This window comes from Pantoea sp. CS_6 (genome assembly GCF_041954745.1).
GTDB classification, from domain to species: Bacteria; Pseudomonadota; Gammaproteobacteria; order Enterobacterales; family Enterobacteriaceae; genus Pantoea; species Pantoea stewartii.
Genome location: NZ_JAVAYG010000005.1, coordinates 98,625 through 121,858, shown reverse-complemented (window position 1 = coordinate 121,858; position 23,234 = coordinate 98,625). Strand labels below are relative to the sequence as shown.

The 23,234-nt window shown below is 56.7% G+C and carries 18 protein-coding genes; 6 read left to right on the top strand and 12 right to left on the bottom strand.

Annotation, left to right across the window (positions count from 1 at the left end; genetic code table 11):
• Positions 1 to 39: 39 nt before the first annotated feature.
• The 4 genes from RAC90_RS09340 to RAC90_RS09325 all read right to left on the bottom strand — a co-directional run bounded on the left by RAC90_RS09340 (position 40) and on the right by RAC90_RS09325 (position 7,515).
• Positions 40 to 1,578, bottom strand: a complete 1,539-nt coding sequence (locus RAC90_RS09340) for a carbohydrate porin (protein ID WP_375096893.1) — start codon at positions 1,576 to 1,578, stop codon at positions 40 to 42.
• Between the two features lie 238 nt (positions 1,579 to 1,816).
• Complete coding sequence (locus RAC90_RS09335; protein ID WP_054688393.1) at positions 1,817 to 3,061, bottom strand: MFS transporter; 1,245 nt, start codon at positions 3,059 to 3,061, stop codon at positions 1,817 to 1,819.
• 50 nt (positions 3,062 to 3,111) lie between these two features.
• Positions 3,112 to 6,198, bottom strand: a complete 3,087-nt coding sequence (locus RAC90_RS09330; protein ID WP_375124267.1) for a beta-galactosidase — start codon at positions 6,196 to 6,198, stop codon at positions 3,112 to 3,114.
• Between the two features lie 399 nt (positions 6,199 to 6,597).
• Complete coding sequence (locus RAC90_RS09325; RefSeq protein ID WP_058702349.1) at positions 6,598 to 7,515, bottom strand: aminoimidazole riboside kinase; 918 nt, start codon at positions 7,513 to 7,515, stop codon at positions 6,598 to 6,600.
• A 227-nt stretch (positions 7,516 to 7,742) separates the two neighbouring features.
• On the opposite strand from RAC90_RS09325, the gene yghU reads away from it, so the two are divergent.
• Together yghU and RAC90_RS09315 are read left to right on the top strand one after the other, a co-directional pair.
• On the top strand, positions 7,743 to 8,606 hold the full coding sequence (gene yghU, locus RAC90_RS09320; RefSeq protein WP_375124266.1) for a glutathione-dependent disulfide-bond oxidoreductase: 864 nt from the start codon (positions 7,743 to 7,745) through the stop codon (positions 8,604 to 8,606).
• Between the two features lie 11 nt (positions 8,607 to 8,617).
• Positions 8,618 to 8,911: a DUF1330 domain-containing protein gene (locus tag RAC90_RS09315; protein ID WP_006121667.1), complete on the top strand. Its 294-nt coding sequence runs from the start codon at positions 8,618 to 8,620 to the stop codon at positions 8,909 to 8,911.
• A 136-nt stretch (positions 8,912 to 9,047) separates the two neighbouring features.
• Here the strand turns inward: RAC90_RS09315 and RAC90_RS09310 are convergent, their stop codons facing one another.
• Both RAC90_RS09310 and RAC90_RS09305 read right to left on the bottom strand, forming a co-directional pair.
• Positions 9,048 to 10,484 (bottom strand): methyl-accepting chemotaxis protein, encoded by a 1,437-nt coding sequence (locus tag RAC90_RS09310; RefSeq protein WP_033739053.1) that lies wholly within the window; start codon positions 10,482 to 10,484, stop codon positions 9,048 to 9,050.
• Positions 10,485 to 10,640: 156 nt separating this feature from the next.
• Positions 10,641 to 11,573 (bottom strand): LysR family transcriptional regulator, encoded by a 933-nt coding sequence (locus tag RAC90_RS09305; RefSeq protein ID WP_054634645.1) that lies wholly within the window; start codon positions 11,571 to 11,573, stop codon positions 10,641 to 10,643.
• A 136-nt stretch (positions 11,574 to 11,709) separates the two neighbouring features.
• On the opposite strand from RAC90_RS09305, the gene RAC90_RS09300 reads away from it, so the two are divergent.
• Positions 11,710 to 12,780, top strand: coding sequence for a tartrate dehydrogenase (locus RAC90_RS09300; RefSeq protein WP_058702348.1), 1,071 nt, complete (start codon positions 11,710 to 11,712; stop codon positions 12,778 to 12,780).
• Between the two features lies 1 nt (position 12,781).
• Here the strand turns inward: RAC90_RS09300 and RAC90_RS09295 are convergent, their stop codons facing one another.
• From RAC90_RS09295 to RAC90_RS09280, 4 genes are all read right to left on the bottom strand, one after another.
• The gene (locus tag RAC90_RS09295) at positions 12,782 to 14,113 is read right to left on the bottom strand and encodes a glycoside hydrolase family 28 protein (protein ID WP_375124265.1); all 1,332 of its coding nucleotides are present in this window, start codon (positions 14,111 to 14,113) and stop codon (positions 12,782 to 12,784) included.
• Positions 14,114 to 14,149: 36 nt separating this feature from the next.
• Positions 14,150 to 14,965 (bottom strand): carbohydrate ABC transporter permease, encoded by an 816-nt coding sequence (locus RAC90_RS09290; RefSeq protein WP_039339038.1) that lies wholly within the window; start codon positions 14,963 to 14,965, stop codon positions 14,150 to 14,152.
• The gene (locus tag RAC90_RS09285; protein ID WP_054688400.1) at positions 14,965 to 15,837 is read right to left on the bottom strand and encodes a carbohydrate ABC transporter permease; all 873 of its coding nucleotides are present in this window, start codon (positions 15,835 to 15,837) and stop codon (positions 14,965 to 14,967) included. Before RAC90_RS09285 ends, RAC90_RS09290 begins: the two co-directional genes overlap by 1 nt.
• Positions 15,838 to 15,900: 63 nt before the next feature.
• A complete protein-coding gene (locus RAC90_RS09280; protein WP_054688500.1) occupies positions 15,901 to 17,232 on the bottom strand; it encodes an ABC transporter substrate-binding protein in 1,332 nt (443 codons plus the stop codon).
• Between the two features lie 526 nt (positions 17,233 to 17,758).
• On the opposite strand from RAC90_RS09280, the gene RAC90_RS09275 reads away from it, so the two are divergent.
• Together RAC90_RS09275 and RAC90_RS09270 are read left to right on the top strand one after the other, a co-directional pair.
• Positions 17,759 to 18,358: a GNAT family N-acetyltransferase gene (locus tag RAC90_RS09275; protein ID WP_375094000.1), complete on the top strand. Its 600-nt coding sequence runs from the start codon at positions 17,759 to 17,761 to the stop codon at positions 18,356 to 18,358.
• Positions 18,359 to 18,371: 13 nt separating this feature from the next.
• Entirely contained in the window at positions 18,372 to 19,463 is a 1,092-nt protein-coding gene (locus RAC90_RS09270) for an ABC transporter ATP-binding protein (RefSeq protein WP_033739035.1), read from the top strand.
• Positions 19,464 to 19,551: 88 nt separating this feature from the next.
• Here RAC90_RS09270 and RAC90_RS09265 read toward each other — a convergent pair whose 3' ends face one another.
• Together RAC90_RS09265 and RAC90_RS09260 are read right to left on the bottom strand one after the other, a co-directional pair.
• Positions 19,552 to 20,670, bottom strand: coding sequence for an ROK family transcriptional regulator (locus RAC90_RS09265; RefSeq protein ID WP_033739033.1), 1,119 nt, complete (start codon positions 20,668 to 20,670; stop codon positions 19,552 to 19,554).
• Positions 20,667 to 21,542 (bottom strand): BadF/BadG/BcrA/BcrD ATPase family protein, encoded by an 876-nt coding sequence (locus RAC90_RS09260; protein WP_039339041.1) that lies wholly within the window; start codon positions 21,540 to 21,542, stop codon positions 20,667 to 20,669. Before RAC90_RS09260 ends, RAC90_RS09265 begins: the two co-directional genes overlap by 4 nt.
• 273 nt (positions 21,543 to 21,815) lie before the next feature.
• Here RAC90_RS09260 and RAC90_RS09255 point away from each other — a divergent pair, with 273 nt between their 5' ends.
• Positions 21,816 to 22,976 carry a Gfo/Idh/MocA family protein gene (locus RAC90_RS09255; protein ID WP_006121682.1) on the top strand — a complete coding sequence of 387 codons (1,161 nt, stop codon included), beginning with the start codon at positions 21,816 to 21,818 and terminating at the stop codon, positions 22,974 to 22,976.
• Positions 22,977 to 23,234 lie beyond the last annotated feature (258 nt).

Here is a 23,234-nt window from a genome sequence, read left to right as displayed (position 1 = left end):
TTGTCAACCCGGTTGAAACGGCCCTACAGGGCCGCCCGGTCAGAACCAGGTTTCCATTTGTACGCCGAAGTTCCATTCACCGCCGGCTTCAAAGCCGCTGCTGCCAAACGCATCGCCGCGCGCATAGTTGTCCAGTCGGTGATCCCAGTCCATCCAGGTGGCAAAAAGGCGAATTTCCGGACGTTTCAGGAATTCCCCTACGTTGCTGGCTTTCAACGTAGGCGCAACGGTCAGTTTGTAGAAGTTACCACTCACTGCGCTACGCTGATTGAAGCCCTCCGGACGCAGATCCATATATTGATAGGTGGCTTCGTACTGCATTTCGAAATTCTCCGTCAGCCCCTGAATCAGGCGCATGTTGGCGGTCGCCCACTGATAGCTGTCGCCTTTGGCGTAACGATCTTTACTGCTCTGCGCCAGCACCGCCGGAGCGATATGCCAGCCGCCGCCCAGTGGGGTGATCCCGTAGCTGGCCAGACGCCAGGTATCCGCATCCGGCAGCAATGCGCCGTCGGACCCAATGGCTTTGACCTCTGCACCTAAGCCGTGACCATACAAGAGCGCGGTTTTCGCCGTTCCTTCACGCAGACCATAAAAGCTGTCGTTGTGCAGCCCCACCAGGGCATGCAGACCGGTATTCGCAGCATCGCCTTTCACTTTCAGGCCATTCACGTCCAGCCGATCGTCATTGTCTTTGGCGCGCATACCGCTGAGCATCAGCTGGAACGGGCCGTAATAGTTGTTGGCTGTCAGAATGTAGTTCTGTGCGGTGTTATCGTTGTTTTCGATATCACCAAAGGTGCGCCCGTAGAGCGACAGGTTGCTGTGAGCCTGATCGCTCCACTTCATGTCGTAAATACCGGCACCGGTCCCGGCGAGGAACACAACGTCGGAGTCGATCCAGTGAATATCGAAATTGTCGCGGTCAAAGCGTTTCCCCGCCCAGACGGTGGTGTCTTTGAACGCGTCCGTAAAGGTGGGCAGTTGACCGAGTTCCACAAACGCCTGCCGCAGGTTGAGATCGCTACTGGCGGCCGTCCAGTCGTTATAGGTCCGCTGACCGTCGGCCAGCATGGCTTTAAAGCGGGTGGTCGCCCCGTTTTCCAGCGTTTGCTTATGTTCCAGATTCAGTTCGACATAGGTATCCGGTTCGTTGCCTAAGCGCCCGACATGCCCACCGGTTTCCCCTGCCGGCGTCACGGTCGGGCCGCCCTGCGTTTTGGCCGCCGAGCTGTTCATTAATAAGCCAGAACGCGCATAGCCGTGAAATTCAAAGCCCCCGTCATCACTCGCCTTCTGTTCCAGTTTCGCCGTGCGCTGTTCCACCTGGGTGGCAGTGGCCTGGGTTTGCTGTTGTGCGCTGGCAAGCTGCTGGGCCTGTTTTTCTGCTGAAGCGGCCTGTTTTTCTGCGGCGTTTGCGCGACGTTCGGCGGCGTCAGCACGCTGCTCAGCCGCCTGCAGGCGCTTTTCCAGCGCGGCCAGCCGGGCTTCGATACTGCTCATGCTCGGTTCCGCAGCCAGAGCCGGGCCTGCGCAGAGCAACAATCCAACGGTTGCAGCAAGTCTCTTTTTTCTCATCGTTTTGCCATTCCAGAAAGGTTCAGGTCGTGGTGTTGTCATTTTGCTAAACCGGTTTAGGTTTTGGATAATATTGATCGCCGGATTTCCAGGCAAAGCAATTTGCTAAACCGTTTTTATGATTGTGAGTCAGTTCGCAAAACGACACGATGTGGTGGGAAAGGAAGCGGCAAAAAGCGGGGAGCGCGGACAAAGCAATGGGCAGTCTCCTGCCCAGTGTTAAGGGGATAATTGTGCGTCAGACAGGCTGCCGACGTAACGCTGTCAGCGGCCCTGGCCCGCTGAGCGTGAAGACGGAAAGCAGCGTGAAGGCCAGTGCAATACAGCCCAGCACCAGATACGCGCCCTGGAAGCCAATGCTTTCGTACATATTGCCTGCCAGTACCGACATAAAAATCATCGCTAACTGCTTAAAGAAGCAGAAGCACACCAGATAAATCGTGGCGGAGAAGCGCACCTCAAACTGGCTGGTGATGTATTTAAAACAGCCGACGATCAGGAAAGGGATCTCAAACATATGTAATGTTTTCAGGATCACCACCTCCACCGCCGTGGTGGCAAAAGAGGAGCCCATAATGCGCACAGACATGATCATGCCCGCCAGCAACAAGGCATTTTTGCCGCCGATACGGTTAACGATGAGCGGCGCAAAAAACATGATGCAGGCGTTCAGCAATTCGCCCAGCGTGGTGACGTAACCAAAAACGCGCGTGCCCTGCTCACCCGACGTAAAGAACGAGGTAAAGAAGTTGGCGAACTGCTGATCAAATACATCGTACGTACAGGAAACGCCCACAACATATAGCGACAAAAACCACAGTTTGGGTTGCTTAAACAGCTCCAGTGCCAGCTTCAGACTGAATGCGGACTGGTTCGCCCCCACGGCCTGCGCCACCGTGGCAGATGAGGAATTGCTGGTGCGTGAAAAGAACAGCAGCAGCGCCAGGATCACGGCACAGCCAGAGCCTAACCAGAAAACAAACTGGTTATTAATGGTGAACATGATGCCGACGATAGAGGCGCACAGTGCCCAGCCAACGCAGCCAAACATACGGGCCCGGCCAAATTCAAAATGGCTGCGGCGACTGACTTTCTCAATATAAGCTTCAATTGCAGGTGCCCCCGCATTGTAGATAAAGCCCAGATAAATACCGCCCACAACCGAACCCGCCAGAATATTCACCTGCAGGAGCGGGCCAAATACATAAATAAAGAAAGGGGCGAACATCACCAGCATGCCGGTGATCACCCATAATAGGTGTTTGCGCAGCCCGAGTTTGTCGGACAGCAGCCCAAACAGCGGCTGGAACAGTAACGAAAACAATGAAATGCTGGCGAAGATAATGCCGGTGTCCCCTTTGCTGATGTGGTTAATATCATGCAGCCAGATGGGGAAGAACGGGAAATAGGCACCCATGATGAAAAAGTAAAAGAAGAAGAAAAGGCCAAACAACCAAAAGTTAGTATTTTTTAAATAGTACATAGCGGACTTCCTTATACGAGAGTCAGGCAGGCCGGAGCCTGCCCGCTAAGTTACTTTTGTTGCCCCCAGGTAAACTGGTAGCCATAACGTCCGGCACTAAGCAGGAATTCAGGGGACACCGACGGACTCCAGGAGTCATCGCCGCCGACGCCCATATGGAAGCCATCAATGTTGAGCCAGGTACCTGCTTCAGGCTGCAAAAGGTGGCGATGGCGGGTGTCCATCAGCTGTTTCTGGCTGTAGCGGCTGATGTTGAACTGAAAATCACCGCGCCACTGATGGACACCGTACCGCAGTTCACGCGTGCCACAGCGCAGGCCGTTCTCGGTGGGGAAGACATACGGCGTGTACATGTCGTCCAGCGATAAATCCCAGCGATCAAAACAGGCCGCGGTCAGGCGATCCGGGTAGTTTTCATGGGGACCCAGACCTAACCAGTTCACCCGATCAGCCACCTCCGCTAACTGGCAACACATCCCGATGCGGGCCGGATACGGCGTATCGCGGGCGACCTCAACATTGACCGTCACCTGCATCTCACCAAAGCCATCGATACGGTATGTTTTGCGGCTGACAAACAGGGTCTTGCCCTGGAACTGCCAGGCATGCGCGGTGGTAATCAGTACGGCATCGGTGAGCGTTTCAGCGCTGCACTGCAGGGTGATAACGTCCGCCTGGTAATGCCCCGCCGCTTTCCAGCGCTCAACCCAGGCGTTGGGATCGATACGGGTGGCCTCGCTGACACCGATATCGTTATCCAGTGGCGCGCGGGTGAACTGGTCCGTCAGCGGCGACAGTAACTGTGCTTTTTCATCAATCCAGTACTGCGTCAGGACGCCCTGCTCCCGACTGAACGCCCAGAGCTGGTTATTCACCATCACGCTAAAGCGGTCTTCGCTGCGCTCAAGCACGGGGGCGCTGGCGGCCACAGACGCAGGCGCGATATCAAGAATCGTCTCCAGCGGCCACTGCTGCCAGGCACTGATGTGTCCGGCTTCGGACCAGGCGGTAGGTTGCGGCTGCTCTACGCGCACCGTTAACCACAGTTGCCCTGCGGATTCTGGCAGTGGCATGGCGGGCAGGGTGATGCGCTGACGGCCCTGCGGTGCGATGTCGAGCGTGACCTCACCTGTCGCCAGCAGATTACCGTCCTGGGCCACGGACCAGTGCAGAATTTCATTGTCACTATGGCGGAACAGGTATTCGCTGGTGACCTCCAGCGTGCGCTCACTGCCGGGCAGCAGGCTGAACTGGAAGAACTGCTGTGCGTGGCGCGCTTCATACAGCGACGGATGCGGCGTCCGGTCGGCAAAAACCAGCCCGTTCATGCAGAACTGACGGTCGTTGGGCGTATCGCCAAAGTCACCGCCATAAGCGGACCAGGCTTCGCCGTTCTCATCGTACCGAATTAAAGACTGATCGACCCAGTCCCAGACAAAACCGCCCTGCAGGCGGGGATACTGACGGAAGGCCTGCCAGTACTTCGCATAGCCGCCCAGGCTGTTGCCCATCGCATGGGCGTATTCACACAGAATCAGCGGCCGCTGCTCGCCCGGCATCGACAGCCATTTCTTAATCGACCATTTTGGCACCGCCGGGAACGGCTGGTCCTGATCGACGCGCGCATACATCGGGCAAATAATGTCAGTGGCCGCCGTGTTGGCGCCGCCGCCCTCATACTGCACCGGACGGGACGGATCTTCGCTTTTCAGCCAGCGATAGAGCGCATCATGGTTGGCACCATGGCCTGATTCATTGCCCAGAGACCAGATAATAATGCAGGGGTGATTGCGGTCACGCTGCACCATGCGCGTAACGCGCTGGCTCATCGCGGGCAGCCAGACCGGATCGTCACTCAGGCGATTCATCGGCACCATGCCGTGGGTTTCGATATTGGCTTCATCCACCACATACAGCCCGTAATAATCACACAAGCTGTACCACAGAGGATGATTGGGATAATGGGAGCAGCGCACGGCGTTAAAGTTATTCTGCTTCATCAGCAGAATGTCCTGCACCATTGTTTCGCGATCCATCACCTGGCCGTGGACAGGATGGTGCTCATGACGGTTGGTGCCGCGGATAAGCAGTGGCTGGCCATTGAGTAACAACAGGCCGTTCTCAATACTGACGTGACGGAATCCCACATCGCAGGCTTCCGCTTCAATCAGCGTGCCGTCCGCCCGGTGCAACTGCACCACCGCCCGATAGAGATGCGGCGTTTCCGCGCTCCAGAGCGCAGGATTGTTCACGCGGAGGGACAGCGTTGTCCGATCGTTCCAGGCGCCGCGCTCGTCAACGATCGCACTGCCCAGTGGCGATGTCGCGTCCCCCACCAATTCAGTGCCTGCAAAGAGCTGTATGCTCACCTGTAAGTCGTCATCCAGCGTGCCGGCGACGCGCACCTCGGCGTCCAGCCGGGCACGGCTGAAATCGTCATTGAAATGTGTGCGGATACGCAGATCGCGGATATGGGTGGCCGGTTTGTGCAGCAGGGTGACATCGCGGAAAATGCCGCTCATGCGCCACATGTCCTGATCTTCCAGGTAGCTGCCATCGCTCCAGCGTAACACCATGACGGCAAGGCGGTTTTCACCCCTGACCAGGTACTCCGTCAGATCATATTCCGAGGGCAGACGACTGTCCTGACCATAGCCAACCCAGCGGCCGTTGCACCACACATTAAACGCTGAATTCACACCATCGAATACCACTCGGGTTTGTCCTGACACCAGCCACCCGGCATCCACATTAAATGTGAGCGAATAACATCCTGTGGGGTTTTCAGCGGGAACGAAGGGGGGATTTACCGGGATGGGATAGGTGACATTGGTATAGATGGGAACATCATAACCCTGCATCTGCCATACCGACGGCACGGCTATCGGCGCGGCCTCGGCCAGATCCTGCGTCCGCCAGCTCTCCGGTACGGCCTCGGGCGCGGTGAAATAAGCAAATTGCCACTCGCCATTCAGACACTGGACGTGCCCTGACTGATGCTTCTCACGCGCTGCTTCTGCACTGCGCCAGCTGCAAAAAGGGGGATGGGCTTCCAGCCGGTTACGTTCGCTGATGCCAGGTTTTTCCCAGTCGCGCCGGGCCAGTACGGCAGCCAGTGAATCTCTCTCCAGGGCCATGTTACTCTCCTGCGTAAAATTGTTATCCGCTCACATAAAAATGACATTACGAGCCAGGTCAACGGTTGTAAAGCAGGGAAAGGCGAATGAGTGAACTGCCTCACAGCAAAGCGCATTCGGGCATAACGTAGCGTCGGGGGCCTGGCGAAGCAGGACAAAGCGGGCGCGGTCAGGCAACGTCGAAGCCGTCACAGGTCAGTCAAATCAGCCGGAAACCTGATAAGGCCAGCGCAACGCGGTGAAATGACACGGCAGGAGAAGGGGGCAGGTTCGGGTGCGTAATCCGTCGTGGTCGCCAGGGTGACGGAACGCGCGCATCTGGGCGTTCCGCCAACGGTCACCTGCCCCGTATGGGTTCTGCTGCCCGCCGGGCGGGCCTGAGCGCGGCGACAGTGGGCATTAGCCCGCAATCTGATGACGATAGGGCAGCGCCGTCATCGCGCCTTTGGCGGTCGTCGCCAGTGCGCCACATTGCTGAGCGCTGGTTAAGCATGCCGCCAGCTCCGTTTCATTGGTGGGCAGGCCTTTTTCTGCCAGTCCCCACAATAACCCCGCGACAAAAGCGTCACCGGCACCGGTGGTGTCCACGCTCACCACGGGTAACGTGGGATAGTGATAATGCTGGCCCTGGTGCCAGACTTTTACGCCGGCTTTGCCCTGGGTAACCATCAGCAGACTGATCGCATAGCGTTCTGCCAGCATCTGCAGGCTGTCACCGCCCTGCGCCTCTTCGGTCAGAAAGGCCAGCTCTTCCTCCGACAGCTTGACCACATCTGCCTGTTGCAGCGCGCGGTTCACACAGTCACGTAACTGCGCGTCATCGCGCCACAGGTCGTGACGAATGTTGGGATCAAAGCTGACATATCCCCCGGCTTCGCTAATCCGCTGCATCGCCGTAAAGGTCGTGGAACGGGACGGTTCGGCGGCCAGCGCAATGGAACAGCAGTGAAGCCACTCGCCCGGCTGAAACGGCGGCAGATCGCCTTGTTCAAGAAACAGGTCTGCGCTGGGCCGGACCATGAAGGTAAAGGAGCGTTCGCCCTCATGGTCGAGCGCGACCACGACCGTTGACGTGCGATGCGCGCTGTCCAGCGTCATATACGCCGTCTCAACCTGCTCACTGGCCAGCGTTTGCTGCATAAAATGGCCAAAGGGATCGTCCCCGACCCGGCCGATAAATCCGCTCTTGCCCTGCAAGCGGGCAATGCCGACGGCCACATTGGCGGGCGCGCCGCCTGCACACTGAATTAAATGCCCCGGTCCGTCCGGAAGCAGGTCCACCACGGCGTCACCCAGACACCAGACTCGCGCTGTCATCGTTATCTCCTGCTCAGCTATAGCTAAATTTTACTAAACCGTTTTAGCATAGCAATGCTCAGCCGTCATCAATGTGATTTAGGCAGAGAAAACAGACACAGGGCTGACGGTCAATTGCCTTAAGCATTGTAGTAAAGCGATACAAAGTCACCGCCACCAGGGTTAAACCGGCGTGCTGGCAACTGCTACACTCGTGACACTCCAAACACAAAAAGGCGAACCTCATCATGTCTGAACAACACTATCAGCCCGCTAAAGTCTGGAAGTGGGACCCGGAAGCCAAAGGTAACGGCGCCAAAACAAATCGCCCAACCGCAGGCCCAACGCATGAAAAAGCCCTGCCGGTCGGTAAACATCCTTTGCAGCTTTACTCCCTTGGTACGCCAAACGGCCAGAAAGTCACCATTCTGCTGGAGGAGCTGCTGGCGCTGAACGTAAATGATGCGGAGTACGATGCCTGGCTGATTAACATTGGCGAAGGCGACCAGTTCACCAGCGGCTTTGTTGATATCAACCCGAATTCCAAAATCCCGGCCCTGAGTGACCACTCTGCCACGCCGCCGATTCGGGTGTTTGAATCCGGTAATATCCTGCTCTATCTGGCAGAGAAATACGGTTATTTTCTGCCAAAAGACATTGCGAAGCGCACCGAGACGCTGAACTGGCTGTTCTGGCTGCAAGGCTCTGCCCCTTATCTGGGCGGCGGTTTTGGTCACTTCTATTACTACGCGCCAGAGAAAATTGAGTACGCCATTAACCGCTTCTCACTGGAAGCCAAACGTCAGTTTGACGTTCTGGATCGTCAGCTGGCCAATAACCGCTATCTGGCCGGTGATGACTACACCATTGCTGATATCGCCACCTGGCCGTGGTACGGCAGCATGGTGCTGTACAACCAGTACAACGCGGCCGAATTCCTGGATCTTCAGTCCTATAAAAATGTGGTGCGCTGGGCCAAAGAGATCGCCCAACGTCCGGCTGTAATGCGTGGTCGCAAAGTTAACCGCGTGATGGGCGATCCCGCCGACCAGTTGCGTGAACGCCATGATGCATCGGACTTTGATACCCAAACCCAAGACAAGCAGGCCTGAGGAGAAAGACAGTGAGTGCATATGTCGTATTTATTCGTGATAACACCCTGAATCAGGATGAAATGGCTGCCTACGCGGAAAAAGCGGGCAAAGCACGGGGTGACCATCCCATCAAACCGCTGGCGTTCTATGGCGAACTGGAAACGCTGGAAGGGCCTGAAGCCGAGGGCGTTGTGATTATTGAGTTCCCGACGACTGAGGCGGCGCATGCCTGGTATGACAGTCCGGAATACCAGGCGGCGAAACAGCATCGCCTGAAAGGCGCCAACTACCGTGTACTGTTAGTGAAAGGCGTGGACAGCTAACGGCCTGGGGCCGCTGTCGTCCTGCGGATCACGACGTCATCCTGACGGACCCGCAGGCCGGCGGCTGCCCACTTAGCCAGCCAACGTAACCCCTGCCCTTGTGAACCTCATCCCGGGATGGTTCCCCTGTCTTTAATCAGCTAAAACGAAACAGCGAAATCGCCTGCTGCAACGCGCCTGCCTGCTGCCGTTGCTGCTGCGCAACCTGAAGCGTTTCGGTCACATGTTTGACGTTATGCTGCACGCTGTGATCGATACTGCTAATACTTTGCTGAATCTGCGCAATGCTCTGATTCTGCTGGACACTCATCTCAGAGAGTTCACTTACCAGCTGTGACAGGCTGTCGATACTTACGTGAATGGCCTGCATGGTTTGCGCGGCCTGGTCAACCTGAACGGTGCCCTGACCGGCGCTGGAGCTGGAGGCATCCATCAGTTGCCGGATTTCCCGTGCCGCATTCTCACAGCGTAACGCCAGGGTACGCACCTCACTGGCAACGACTGCGAATCCGCGTCCTTCCTGACCGGCTCGTGCGGCTTCCACCGAGGCGTTCAGCGACAGGATGTTGGTCTGGAAGGCAATGCCGTCAATCAGTTCAAGAATGGTTTTTACCCGCCCCGACTCGACATTAATCTGGGCCATTGAGTGCATGGCCTGCTGAATATTCTCCTGGCCTTTACTGGCGACCTGGCGGGTTTCCCGGGCCAGATCGCAGGCCGTTTGCGCTTTGTCCCGCGCAAGACTTGCCGCCACGCTGATTTGTGACATTGCACTGGTCGCAACATCCAGCGCCTGCGCCTGCTCGTCAGTGCGCTGTGACAGCGCGGCATTACGAGACAGCATACTGTCTGATTCCTGCAGCAGTTCCGCAACGCCGTGGCTGACCTGATTTAACGTACCGCGCATCGTCCCCAGCGTCTGACTAAAGGTGCGGGCAAAGGGCGTTTCGCTCTGCTGACTGTCCGCAAACAGCGTCAGGCAACCAGGCTCGCGGTTAATGCGGGCAGCCAGTTGCGCCACTTCGCTGGAGGCGCGCAAATCCGCAGCCATCTGCCGGGCAATAAGCACCAGCATCGCGGTTTGCGCCACCACAAACAGTGAATGAAACAGCACCATCTCCAGACCTGGATGGTGAAAGACCACGATGCCAAACCGATCGTGCTCCTGCAGATAGTTGAATACCAGGTGATGCACCGCGCCCGTCGCGGCTGCCATCAGAAGCGGTCGGCTGTCGCGGTAAACCAGCAAGACCGACAGTAAAACAAACACCGAAAAGTGAAACTCGGTTTCGCCCCGGCCCAACTGAATCAGCAGCCCCGCAAACCCAATCAGCGTGAAGGCCAGCCAGAGTCGGGAAAACAGCGTTCCGTTTGCCAGCCATCCCACCAGCGTGGCGACCAGCGCCAGCGCGGTACCCACGGTTATGGCCAGCCACGTTGACTGATACAGACTGCCGACGATAGCGGAAATCACTACCAGGGCCCAGCACAGCATAACAATCAGCCTGTCGGCCTGCTTCGCAATACGCTGAGGGGAAACCCCCTCCCCGACGCGGGTTAAATCTGTATTCATAGGTACGCATCCACCAGAGGTTGCACCGCGCCTCAGACCTGAGGCGTGCCCAGAGTTGGTCGGCGCAACGGGCGCAGACACATAAGATTGGTATCGACGCGTTCCGTAAATACTTTATGGCGGGTAATGCATAACTGAGGGCGATTTTTCAAAACCTCACAGATTCGTTAACGATGCATCCATCTGCAAATTTTCCTGCAGAAAAGTCACAAACGCCGAGATGCGTGCTGGCGGCTGCCGCTGCGCCTGCCAGACGGCAAAAATATCGCCATCGGGCGCATGCCAGGCAGGCAGAACATGCAGCAATTCCCCCGCCGCAATGCTGTGTTTTGCGTCCCACCATGAGCGCAGCAAAATACCATGACCATCCAGCGCCATGCGCATCGCCACTTCCCCGTCGTTGGTCACCAGATTACCGCGCACCTTCTGGCTCAGGCTCTCAGCGCCGCTGACTAAGCGCCACAGAGCGAAGTCGCTGTCATGTTGCCTGAGTAAAATGCAGTTATGTTGCGCCAGCGCACGGATACTGTCTGGCAGGCCGTGCTTCGCCGCATAGCCTGGCGAGCAGCACAGCACACGCGGATTCTGGACCAGCTTACGGGCGATCAGCCGCGAATCCGGCGGCTCGCCTACGCGAATATCAATATCCACATGCGCATCAAGAAAATTCAGCGGCTGGCTGCTGAGCTGCAGGGAGAGGGCCAGATGAGGATGGCGGGCGGCAAAAGCTGACACGCAGGGTGCAATATGGCGACGGCCAAAGCCGAAGGAGGCGTTGATGTTCAGCGTGCCGCGTAACTGCGTCGTTTCACCACTGACCGCCTCTTCCAGTGCCGCCAGTTGCTCCAGCAGCGGACGTGCACCGTCCAGATAGCGCCGCCCTTCCGGCGTCAGCTCCAGCCTGCGCGTGGTGCGGCGCAGTAACTGTACGCCCAGCCGCTGCTCCAGCTGGCTTAATCGTTTGCTGACGGCCGCCAGCGATAATCCCAGCTCGCGCGCCGCCGCCGTTAAGCTGTCCAGAGAAGCGACGCGCAGAAAGAACACTAAGTCATCACTGGAGGTGCGTGATTCTCTACTTTGATTCAACATGGGATTAACTTCCAGGCTAATTATTTACCTCAGGTGGAGAGTTATACTGCGCCGATGCCCGATCATTAATCAAGCTGCATATCGACAGCCTTCACCCACTGACGGGCCCCTACAACATCAACCTCAGAGGTACCCTGTGACAGAGAAAATTCATCGTATCGCCGTGATTCCCGGCGACGGCATTGGTAAGGAAGTGATGCCAGAAGGTATTCGCGTGATGAATGCCGCAGCAGAGAAATTTAATATTCCGCTGCAGTGGACGTGGTTCGATTATGCCAGCGCGGAATACTGGCAACAGCATGGCAAAATGCTGCCTGATAACTGGTTTGCTGAGCTGAAAACCTTTGATGCGATCTATTTTGGCGCGGTCGGCTGGCCCGATATCGTGCCGGATCACGTTTCTCTGTGGGGGTCGTTACTGCAGTTCCGTCGTGAGTTCGATCAGTATGTTAACCTGCGTCCGGTCCGCCTGATGCCCGGCGTGAAAGCGCCGTTAGCCAACCGGCATCCCGGTGATATCGACTTTTACGTCGTGCGCGAAAACACGGAAGGTGAGTACTCCAGCGTCGGCGGCACGATGTTCCCCGGCACAGAACGAGAAGTGGTCATTCAGGAAACCGTGATGACCCGGGTGGGCGTTGACCGCATCCTGAAGTTTGCCTTTGACCTGGCGCAGCGTCGGCCTAAAAAACACCTGACCTCTGCCACCAAATCAAACGGCATCGCCATCACCATGCCTTACTGGGACAACCGCGTTCAGGCAATGCAGGCGCATTATCCTGACGTTAAGGTCGACAAGTATCATATTGATATTCTGACCGCGAATTTTGTTCTGCATCCCGACTGGTTTGATGTCGTGGTGGCCAGCAATCTGTTCGGCGACATTTTGTCAGATCTGGGCCCTGCCTGTACCGGCACCATCGGCATCGCGCCGTCCGCCAATATTAACCCGGAAGGCAACTTCCCCAGCCTGTTTGAACCGGTACACGGTTCCGCGCCCGATATCGCCGGTAAAAACATCGCGAACCCGATTGGTCAGATTTGGTGTGGTGCGATGATGCTGGAGCATCTGGGCTACAAGGCGGCAGGAGATGCCGTGCTGGATGCCATCGAACGCACGCTGGCCGCAGGCGAGCACTTAACCCGCGACCTGGGCGGCAGCGCCAATACACAGCAACTGGGCGACGCTATCGCAGCGGCGCTGTAAGTTACTCCGCCAGCAGCACCACGCTGTCCGGATGCCAGCCTGGCGGCAGTGGCTCAGGCCGCTGAATCGCCAGATGGTGCAGGTGCAAATGTTCAACGCCGCGCGCGAACAGGCCCGGCAGCCCGCCCGGATAGCGCTCCACGCCGTACGCCTCGCCCGTGGCCACATCCACCCGGTACGCGTTGTCCAGCCCCATCCCGGTCGGTGAGTCCGGATTACAGGGCGGGCGAACGTCGAACTGACCCTGTACGCCCTGCGCGACTGTCTGACGCAGCTGTAGCTGGCTGATGACGATGTCGCGGATCCAACCCGGCTGCGCCGCATGCAGGTTGATCGCTCCTTCTGCCACACCGCTGAGATGGCTGAACTGAACCTGTTCAACGATCCCCGGTGGCACCTGCGGATCGCGCGTGCGCACAGAAATAAACAGGGGATCGGCTTTGCCCCAGTGGCAGGCGGCAACATGGTGACAGTGAAAGGTGATGTGACTGAACAGGACGCGCCGTATCGCACCGCCGTCCCGCGAGACGATGCCAATGCCGCGGTTGGAATCAAATATGCTGCAGCCGGTCACGGTAATATCTTCGACGTCATCCCAGGTTTCCGTGCCGATTTTAATCGCGCAGCTGTCGCTGCGCAGCAGGCAGTTGCTGATCGCGATGCGCCGGGCCGGACGGCGCAGACTGCCAGGCTTCAAGGTCGTTTTAATGCAAATCGCATCGTCAGCGGCGCTGAAGTAGCTGTTGCTAATCAACACGGCCTCGCAGCTGTCGATATCCAGCGCGTCCGTGTTGGGCAGCGTCATGGCGTTATCAATGGTCAGATGGTCAATGTGTACATGGCGGCAGCTGACGAGGTGCACGGTCCACATTGGGGCCTGGAACAGGGTAAAGTCCTTGAGCGTCACCTGCTCGCAGTCCTCAAAGACGATCATGCGCGGTCTGTCTGCCCTGGGCATGCGATAGCCCTGTTCGTCGGCCTCTGCCGCAAACCAGGCTTCGGCGTCGCCTTCTATACGGCCTTTGCCACTGATCGTCAGATTGCGCTGCCCCAACGCATACAGCAGGACGTTATGCGATTTCTCAGCACTGCTAAGCGTCTTCCATTGCTGATAATCTGCCAGGTGCCGGCTGGCAATCAGCACCGCCCCGGCGGCCAGATGCAGCTCAAAATTGGAAGGCAGATTCAGGCTGCCACTGCGATAACGCCCCGGTGGCAACGTCAGCCGACCGCCGCCCGCTTCGGCAATCTGATTGATCGCGCGTTGCAGTGCCTGCGTGTCCGGCGTTTCACCGTCCGCAGCCGGATGAAAATCAGCAAGAGAAAGATCCATTTTTCGGCCTCCGTCGTGAAGTGTGACCTGGTGGGGTTATTTCACCGCGCCTTCGGTCACGCCACTGATGAATTTGCGCTGGAAGAACAGGAACACCAGAATGAGCGGCATAATGACGATCATCGCCCCTGCCATCAGTACCGGGATATCGATGGTGTTTTTATTCTGAAAAAACATCATGCCAATCGGCAGGGTACGCAGTTCGTCTTTATTCACCAGAATTAACGGGATAAGAAATTCGTTCCACGTCCAGATAAATAGCAGCAAGGCCAGCGTGGAGATCGTCGGCCAGATAGCCGGGACTAAAATGCCCCACAGGATTTTGACGCGCGACGCACCATCCATTACGGCCGCTTCAACCAGCTCTTTCGGAACCTGCTGGAAGGCGCTGGCAATCATCAGCGTCGTAAAGGGCAACGAGAGCGCAATTTGCGGCAGGATCAGGGCCAGAGTGGTATTGGTTAATCCCATCCAGTGCAGTTCGTGATACAGCGGAATGATAAAGGCTTCACTTGGTAATACCATGCCCAGCGCCAGCATCGCCGCCACCAGCTTTTTACCGGGGATTTTCAGCATGGCAAAGCCAAATCCGGCCAGAATACCCAGCAAAATACTGCACAGCACCACCGGAATCACGACCAGCACGGAGTTCATAAAGTAAACGTTAAAATGCCCCTGTTGCCAGGCGGTCACGTAATTTTTGATATTCAGGGACGCGGGCAGCGTAAACACGCCCTGAAACAGCTCTGTCTGAGTCTTAAATGAGGTCATAAACGCCATCAGAAACGGCATGATGGTCAGCAACGCGACGACCCAGATGAGCGCACGAGAAATAACCGGAGTGCTTTTCATCAGTAACGCTCCTTCAGGGCCAGATGAATCAGGTAGTTAATCCCTAGCACAATCACCATGCTGAATACGGCGACCGATGAGGCATAGCCGAAGTAGTGCAGATCAAAACCCTGCTTATACATAAAGATATTGGTGACCATCGTGGAAGTGCCCGGCCCGCCCTGGGTCATCACATAAACCAGATCAAAGGCTTTTAAGCTGGCAATCACCGTCAGGAGCAGCGCGATACGCAACTCCGGGCGCAGACCCGGCAGCGTGATGCGTATAAACTTACGCCGCCGCGACGAGCCATCCAGATCGGCCGCTTCCAGCAGGGACGGGTCCATACGCTGCAGGCCCGCCATAAACAGCACCAGACAGAAGCCAAAGAAGTACCAGGTGGCCACCATGCCCACGGCAGGCAGTGCCCAGGTAAAATCCCCCAGCCACGACATTGCCAGCTGCGGTAAACCGACAGCACGCAGGAACTGATCGATCGGGCCAAATGCCGGGTTATAAAGCCAGCGCCAGACCACGCCCAGCACCGCCATCGGCATGATATAGGGCAGGAAGAACAGAATCCGCAGCACGCTGCGCTCGGTATTGTTGCGGGTTTCATACAAAAAGCTGCATAGCAGGAGTCCGACGCTGATCGGCAGCAGCGTATAAAACAGCATCAGGATGGCGTTGTTGCCCAGCGCAATCCAGAACACCGGATCGCTGAACATGCGCAGGTAGTTAGCGACGCCGGCAAAAACCGGCATGGATATGCCATCCCATTCGGTAAAACTGATTCCCAGTGACGCCAGCAGCGGCAATAACAGAAACAGTCCATAAACCAGCACGGCTGGAAGAAGATAGAGAAAATTGCGCCAACTGCTTTGATTCAACATAACCGTACTCGTCGTAGTGAGATCGACATTCAGGCCCGGCAGATATGCTGCCGGGCACCCGGCTTAGTGTTTCAGGGTTTTTATATAACGCTGATAGTTGTTATCGAAGTTAGTGACCATCTGATTCGCCGTGAGTCGTCCCGCCAGCAGCAGCTGTACGTTTTGATTGAGTTCGGCGTTCATCGTCGGGGTGGCCCAGTCCACATAGTGACCCAGTCCGTCATAGGCATTGAGCGTCAGCCAGACCTGATAGGCCTCGCCTAAGAGCGGATTGTCGGCCGGGATTTTTGCGTCTTTACTGGTGCTGGCGGGCAGGAAGCCCACACTCAGCCAGCGGTTTGCCATGCTGTCTGACACCATATAGTTGATAAATTTGGCTGAGGCATCCTGCTGCGCTTTGGTTTTTGCCATGCTGGTCATCGAGAAGGCCAGGTCAGTCCCGCCGACCATCAACGGCTGCTTCACACCCTCACCCGCCGGCATCGCGGCAAAGTGAATATCTTTATTGTCTTTAAACTGGCCCAGATACCAGGTGCCGCTGACCAGAAAAGCCGACTGACCGTTCTGGAACAGCGTGGCGGCATCATCGTGGCCAATGCCCTGATAGCCAGGGAACAGGTAACCTTTATCGGCCCAGCCTTTCATCATCGTGGCGGCCTTAATCAGCTTTTCATCTTTGAACGTGCCGCCCACGTCATAAATCAGGTCATCCAGCGCTTTACGATCGTGACTTTCAATCTGCGCTTCCCACAAGGTGCTGAGCAGTTGCTGACCCATATTGCCGTCCAGCAGACCTAACATCATTGGCGGCGTGCCCTGCTGCTTCAGTTTTGCCATGGCGGCTTCCAGCTCGCTCAGGGTTTTCGGCACCGCAATACCGGCTTTATCCAGTAGCGCTTTGTTGTAATACAGGCCGACCATTTCACCGAGGCTGGCAACACCGTACAGCTTACCGCTGCCAAACTGACCACTGTCAGACCAGCGGTTACGCTTCAGAATGGAGTCCGGGAAGCGTTTGGTCCAGCCGTACTCGGCCGCATAGCTGTCCAGCGGCAGCAGCAGTTTGTCTTTTACCAGCGATCCCATATCGCCGCCGCCCTGGTTCACCTGTGCGATCTGTGGCCCTTCGCCTGCGGTTAACGCCAGCTTCAGGGGAATTCGGGTATCTTCGAAAGAGTGCACGGAGCGATTAATGACGATGCCGGGGTTTTGTTGAGTGAATTCTTTAATGCCTTCATCGACTGCCGCCGTTTGCTGAGGATACGTATAGATATCCCACTCATTCAGCGTGACTTTGCTGTCGGCATGCGCAACGCTGCCCATCAGCAAGCCCGCCGCCAGGAGGCTACGAACCGACGTGCGAAAACGGAACGAACGAACTGAGGAATCAGACATCATGCTCACTTTCTCCAATAGAGGACGGGCATCCTTTCTTCACACGGTCTGCACTCCCGCAGACTGAAGCCGCATAACTCACCTTCACATCCATAGTTACTTTAATAAAAAAATAAAGTCAAACACCGGGCCGGCGGAATTGCCAGGTTGTGAGCCTGCGCAAAAAATCAACCTGGCAGACCACTTATCCGAATAAGCGCGGGGTGATAAAAAGAAATACAGCGTAATATTCATGCTGATCTTTTCCGCGGCAGCACAATAAACCACCGCCAAAATGACGTAATAACCTGCTGATAAAAAATATGAAAATCCTATGACGCTCACATTTTTAACTTTTAATTTAAACGGGTAATCCGCGCAGGCCTTGCGGTAGCACGCCACAAGGGCGCACGGAGACTGGTCTGGTCAGGCAGAGCGCGGACATAACGGGAAGCCCACTGACAGCACGGTAATTATTCCATCTTGAAAACTAAGTCAGCTTTCATTAACGTGAGATTGTTCAATGACTGACCTGTGAGAAATGACGATGGTGAATCAAGGTGTCATTCGTCCGGCGACCGCGTCGGATTATCCCGCGCTCTACCGTATTTGTCTGGAAACGGCCAATGCTGGAAAAGATGCCAGTCACTGCTATTCCGACCCTGAGTATCCCGGGCAGCGCTTTGCCGTGCCCTATGCACGCTTTGCCCCGGATTTTGCCTTTGTGCTGGAGGTTGACGGTGAGGTGATGGGATATGTCGTTGCCACACCGGATACCGTCGCCTTTGAAGCGCAGCTTGCACGCGACTGGTGGCCCCGGCTGCAGGAGAAATACCGCGATCGCACACCTGTCGCCCCTTACGACAGCAAGATTCTTGACAGTATCCGTCAGCCTGAGCCTGCCGCACAGGCGCTGGTGACGCAGTGGCCTGCCCATCTGCATATCAATCTTCTGCCGCCCGTTCAGGCGGGCGGCTGGGGACGCAGGATGATCGAACATGAACTGGCAGCCCTGCGCAACGCGGGTGTGCGCGGTGTCCATCTTGGCGTCAGCCTGCAAAATGAGCAGGTTTGCGCGTTTTATCAACGCCTGGGATTCAGCCATATCCTGCGCAGCAACGCCATCTATATGGGCCAGTTACTTTGATCAGGGGAAGCTTATGACCAGCCTGCGCTTACAGAACGTTAAGAAGTCCTATGACAACATCGGGGTGATTCACGGGGTCGATCTCACCATAAACAGCGGCGAGTTTGTTGTGTTTGTCGGGCCTTCCGGCTGTGGCAAATCCACCCTGCTACGCATGATCGCCGGACTGGAAGAGATTACGGACGGAAAGCTGCTCATCGACGACAAAGACATGACCCGCCAGCCTGCCACCGAACGCGGCATTGCCATGGTCTTTCAGTCTTACGCGCTCTATCCCAATATGACCGTGCGCGGCAATCTGGCGTATCCGTTAGAAGTCATGAAGAAATCAAAAGCGGAGATTGCCCAGGCCATTGAACAGACCGCCGCGCGCTTACACCTGACAGAACTGTTAGACCGCCTGCCGCGCGCACTGTCCGGTGGTCAGCGCCAGCGCGTCGCCATTGGCCGGGCCATCATTCGTCATCCCCGCATTTTCCTGTTTGATGAGCCGCTGTCCAACCTGGATGCCGAACTGCGTCTGCAGATGCGCATTGAAATCGCCCGTCTGCATGCCTCACTGGGCAATACCATGATCTATGTTACTCACGATCAGTCTGAGGCAATGACGCTGGCCGATCGCATCGTCGTGCTGCGTAAAGGCAAGATTGAGCAGGTGGGCGCGCCGCTGAGCCTGTACAGCGATCCCGACAACCTGTTTGTGGCCGGATTTATTGGCTCACCGAAGATGAATTTCCTGCGAGCTGAGATTACGGCGACGCGTCAGGGCGAAGTGCAGTTAACCGTCCCTGATCTGGCCATCACGCAGCTGGTACTGAAGATTGAGGCGCCCTGCCATGAAGGTCAGCGCGTAACGCTGGGCATTCGCCCTGAACATATTCAGCCCGCTGCCGCCACACCATCTGCACAGCAATTTAGCGGAACGCTGTCCTTTGCCGAAATGCTGGGCCATACCAGCTACCTTTATCTGGATGTGGGCATTGAACAGATGCTGGTGGTAGAAGAACGTGAGGCTCAGCCACGTGAGTTGGGGACGGCGGTCAGGCTGGGACTGTCAACCGATCACTGCCTGCTGTTTGATGAGCAGGGGCAGCGTCTGCGCTAAACCGGAGGCGCCCCGGCGCCGTCAGATGACTTTTCCAGCTTCACCAGTGCAGGCCGCATCATCATACCAGCGGCCTGCGCGCCCCTCGTCAGGTCACCGGTTCTTCGTCTGCCTGTGCAGCCAGCAGGTCGAGCAGCATGTTCACGGCGAAACCCGCCGCGCCCAGGGCCCACATCCGGTTGGATTCGGTGAGAAACTGCAGCGGTGTCATATGAGGCGTAAGCTTCAGACGATAGGCCTGAAAGCTTTGGGTGATATGGTCTAAAAGAATACGCGAGGCCATATGCGGCTCCATAGCCAGATAAACGATATCCGGATCGTAGGCGACCGACAGGTTTGCCAGTGAAATTCCCAGCTCACGACCGGCCTCTTCCAGCGCCGCCAGCACATCGGCCGTCGGACGCTGATCAAGCGCCTGCAGCGTTAACGGACCGCCCTCCTCATCCTGCGCCACACGTTGCAGAATGGCGCGGGACGAGGCCACATCCTCCAGCAGGCGCATCGAGCCATCACCGACCAGACCATTGCCAATTTCGCCCGCTTTGCCGTGCCGTCCACGGTACAGTCGCCGGTTGAGAATGATGCCCGCACCGATGCCTTTGCCGTACGTGGCGATAACGGCAGACTGTGCATGACCCAGTTGCCCAAAGACCATCGTTGCCATCGCCATCGCGTTGGCATCGTTTTCGATAAAGACCGGCAGAGAAAAGCGCGTTTCCAGTAGCTGCGCAATGGGGACATTTTCCCAGTCGAGAACTTTAGACCGGATGCAGTAGCCGTTTTCGGCATCGACTAAACCGGACAGGGCCAGGCCAATCGCGCCGACGTGTTTTTCTTCAACACCGCGTAAAAACCTGGCCAGCGCGTCGCCTAACTGACGCGGCGTGATCGCGCCCGCAGGCATCTGCTGTTCCCCCAGCAAATTGCCGCTGAGATCCGTCATGACGATCAGGTTACGTTCGGCATTCAGCTGGATTCCGATGACGCTGGCGCGATCGGGATTCAGCCCCAGCAGCGTTTTAGGCCGCCCCATTGAGACCCGCCGCAGGCCAAGCTCCTGCACAATGCCCTGGGCGAGCAGGCGGTTGGTCGCCTGAGACACGGTCGACATACTGAGTCCACTGCGAACCTTCAGGTCAGACTGACTGATGGGCGCATGTTCCACAATCAGTCGCAGAATGCGCGCGGTGACGTTGGGAGCGATCATAAAGTCCTCAGATTTGATCGTGCCATCATTAATGCGCCGTCCAGCGCATCGTATTGCGCAGCGACCAGGCGAGCCTGCACATCGCTTGCCAGCCAGGGCAAAATCGGGGTTGCCAGCCCGCCCATTAACGCAACCTGCCCCTGACTGATGGCGGAAAGACGATTCACCATCAAACCAATATCGTGAGCGGTTTGCCGCAGTAAGACGGTCGCATGAGGATCGTCTGCATGTGCCGCGGCGAAAACCTCGGGCACCACGCGCGCCCAGTCGGCCGGCATGGCATCGCGCGTCCACAGCAGCATGGATTCCGGGCTGTGATCAAAACGCGCCATCAGGCTGTGCGTCAATGCGGTACGTTCAACAATGGCTTCATGCGCCAGCAGCGCCAGTCGCAGTGCCCGTCGACCAAGCTCAGCGCCCGATCCCTGGTCGGAAAGCGCAAATCCCCAGCCGCCCAGCAGCGTAAAGCGTTCGCCATCCCATGCCGCGCCCTGGCTCCCGGTGCCGGTAATAAAGACCGCGCCCGGTGCCGCCGCATGCGCACCGGCGCAGGCGATTTCCACATCACTGACGACCTGCAGGGCCGCGCAGTCGGGCTGCCATTGTGCCAGACGTGCCTGAACGGAGGCCACATTGGCCCCCGCTAAACCGGCTACCAGCGACGTGTGAGACAGCGCCTCGGGGGCCAGACCGGCCTGAGACAGCACCGCCGCGATTAACTGTTCAACGCTGTTCAGTGCGGCATCGAACTGGGACCAGACGTTAGCGGGACCGCCCACAGCCTGGGCCAGGAGCGTGCCCTCGCTGTCGGTTAACCGTGCGCGACACTGGGTGCCGCCGCCATCAATACCAAGGAGATAGTGTGATTGCACGCGCTTCCTCCCGCCTTAACTCATCTCGATTCTGTAATCTGCGAACGATAGGTGAAAAAAACTTAAATCGCAATAACAAATAAATATAGGGAAAAAACAATAACTATTTTTTATTTAAAATCAGTTAAATAACAAAAAATACGTACGCAAATCACACAACCCGTTATTGACATTACTTTTTCCATCGTAATAAGTTGGTGGTCAGCATCTCAACCATAACGTCCGGTCAGCGGCGTGATTACCGTTGTCAGAACTCAGGATCAGGGGTTTCCCATGAAAGTAGGCATTATTGGTCTCGGCTTTCGTCTTTCTCACGTGGTTAAAGAGTTTCACAAAGCCGATCCCGCATTTTCGCTGGTAGGCTATTGCGATCCCGCACCTGCCGGGCTGCCGAATCTGCACAGTTTTGGTATCGATCCCGGCAAGGCGTTTGACTCCATTGACGCGCTGCTGCAGCACGGCGGCTTTGATTTGTTGCTGGTGGGCTCGCCAAACTTTATGCATCTTGAGCATGTCACGCAGGCGCTGGCAGCAGGTTATACCGTATTTACGGAAAAGCCTGTCGTGATCAATGAAGAACAGACGATGGCGATGGCAAGACTGGTGCGCCAGTACGGTGAAGACCGAATCCTGGTTGGGCTGGTGCTGCGTTATTCACCGCTGTACCACGATCTGTTGGCCGCACGGGACGATCGTCGACTGGGTGAAATTACCTCAATTGAAGCCACTGAGCATATCAAGCCTTACCATGGCGCGTTCTTTCAGCGCGACTGGCGCAGGCTGGAAAAATATGCCGGCCCCTATATTCTGGAAAAATGCTGTCACGACATCGATCTCTATCAGGGATTAATGCAGGAACGTCCTGTGCGGGTTGCCAGCTTTGGTGGACGCAAATCCTTTACACCGCAACATGCGCCGCAGGGCGCAGTGAATGCGCAGTCTGAGATTTACCATACTAAACCGAGTGGCTGGGCGAGTACCGACGCGGTCTTTGACAGCGATGCGGACATCGTCGATTACCAGACGGCCCTGATTGAATATGCCAGTGGCGCGACGCTCGCCTTTCACGCCAACCTGAATGTCCCGGACGAGTTCCGTCGCTTCTGCGTGATCGGGACTGACGGCATGGCCGAGGGCGATTTTGTCCGTAACTATTTCCGCGTGCACAACGCACGTACCGGCGAAAAAGAGGTTGAAACCATCTATAACGGTAATGCCTACGATGGCCACTACGGGGCCGATGCCTTGATGGCTGAAGAGATCGTGAAACATATTAAGCAGGGCACGCCGCTTAAAGTTTCTGTGATCGATGCACTGGAAGCGGGCCTGACGGCCATTAAGATTGACGAAGCGCGCAAAACCCGCAGCGTCATCGATCTGACCGAAAGCTGGAAAAATTTTGACGCCAACCTGGGAAAAACGGGAACGCCTTAGTTCCCTCCTGATCTTTTCTCCCCCGAGAGCATCAGGTTGATCGCTAGCATCACTGACTGGTACCTCACTCAAACCGGCCCTCTGGGCCGGTTTTTTAGGGCAAAGGGAAACGTACCGTTTCTTACCAGCCTGCCCGCCGATACGAAAGGTTGCTGACAGCCTGTGCGTGAACGACGCTCCGCATCTGCGACGCCTTCATCAGGTTCACGCTGAGGCACGCCAGTGTGGCTGCCTGCTTACAGGAGCCACATTCAGAGT

What these genes read in the sequence shown, in the direction of transcription:
- RAC90_RS09340 (WP_375096893.1), bottom strand. Translation starts at nt 1,578, where the DNA reads ATGAGAAAAAAGAGACTTGCTGCAACCGTTGGATTGTTGCTCTGCGCA.
- RAC90_RS09335 (WP_054688393.1), bottom strand. Translation starts at nt 3,061, where the DNA reads ATGTACTATTTAAAAAATACTAACTTTTGGTTGTTTGGCCTTTTCTTC.
- RAC90_RS09330 (WP_375124267.1), bottom strand. Translation starts at nt 6,198, where the DNA reads ATGGCCCTGGAGAGAGATTCACTGGCTGCCGTACTGGCCCGGCGCGAC.
- RAC90_RS09325 (WP_058702349.1), bottom strand. Translation starts at nt 7,515, where the DNA reads ATGACAGCGCGAGTCTGGTGTCTGGGTGACGCCGTGGTGGACCTGCTT.
- yghU (WP_375124266.1), top strand. Translation starts at nt 7,743, where the DNA reads ATGTCTGAACAACACTATCAGCCCGCTAAAGTCTGGAAGTGGGACCCG.
- RAC90_RS09310 (WP_033739053.1), bottom strand. Translation starts at nt 10,484, where the DNA reads ATGAATACAGATTTAACCCGCGTCGGGGAGGGGGTTTCCCCTCAGCGT.
- RAC90_RS09305 (WP_054634645.1), bottom strand. Translation starts at nt 11,573, where the DNA reads ATGTTGAATCAAAGTAGAGAATCACGCACCTCCAGTGATGACTTAGTG.
- RAC90_RS09295 (WP_375124265.1), bottom strand. Translation starts at nt 14,113, where the DNA reads ATGGATCTTTCTCTTGCTGATTTTCATCCGGCTGCGGACGGTGAAACG.
- RAC90_RS09290 (WP_039339038.1), bottom strand. Translation starts at nt 14,965, where the DNA reads ATGAAAAGCACTCCGGTTATTTCTCGTGCGCTCATCTGGGTCGTCGCG.
- RAC90_RS09285 (WP_054688400.1), bottom strand. Translation starts at nt 15,837, where the DNA reads ATGTTGAATCAAAGCAGTTGGCGCAATTTTCTCTATCTTCTTCCAGCC.
- RAC90_RS09280 (WP_054688500.1), bottom strand. Translation starts at nt 17,232, where the DNA reads ATGTCTGATTCCTCAGTTCGTTCGTTCCGTTTTCGCACGTCGGTTCGT.
- RAC90_RS09275 (WP_375094000.1), top strand. Translation starts at nt 17,759, where the DNA reads ATGGTGAATCAAGGTGTCATTCGTCCGGCGACCGCGTCGGATTATCCC.
- RAC90_RS09270 (WP_033739035.1), top strand. Translation starts at nt 18,372, where the DNA reads ATGACCAGCCTGCGCTTACAGAACGTTAAGAAGTCCTATGACAACATC.
- RAC90_RS09265 (WP_033739033.1), bottom strand. Translation starts at nt 20,670, where the DNA reads ATGATCGCTCCCAACGTCACCGCGCGCATTCTGCGACTGATTGTGGAA.
- RAC90_RS09255 (WP_006121682.1), top strand. Translation starts at nt 21,816, where the DNA reads ATGAAAGTAGGCATTATTGGTCTCGGCTTTCGTCTTTCTCACGTGGTT.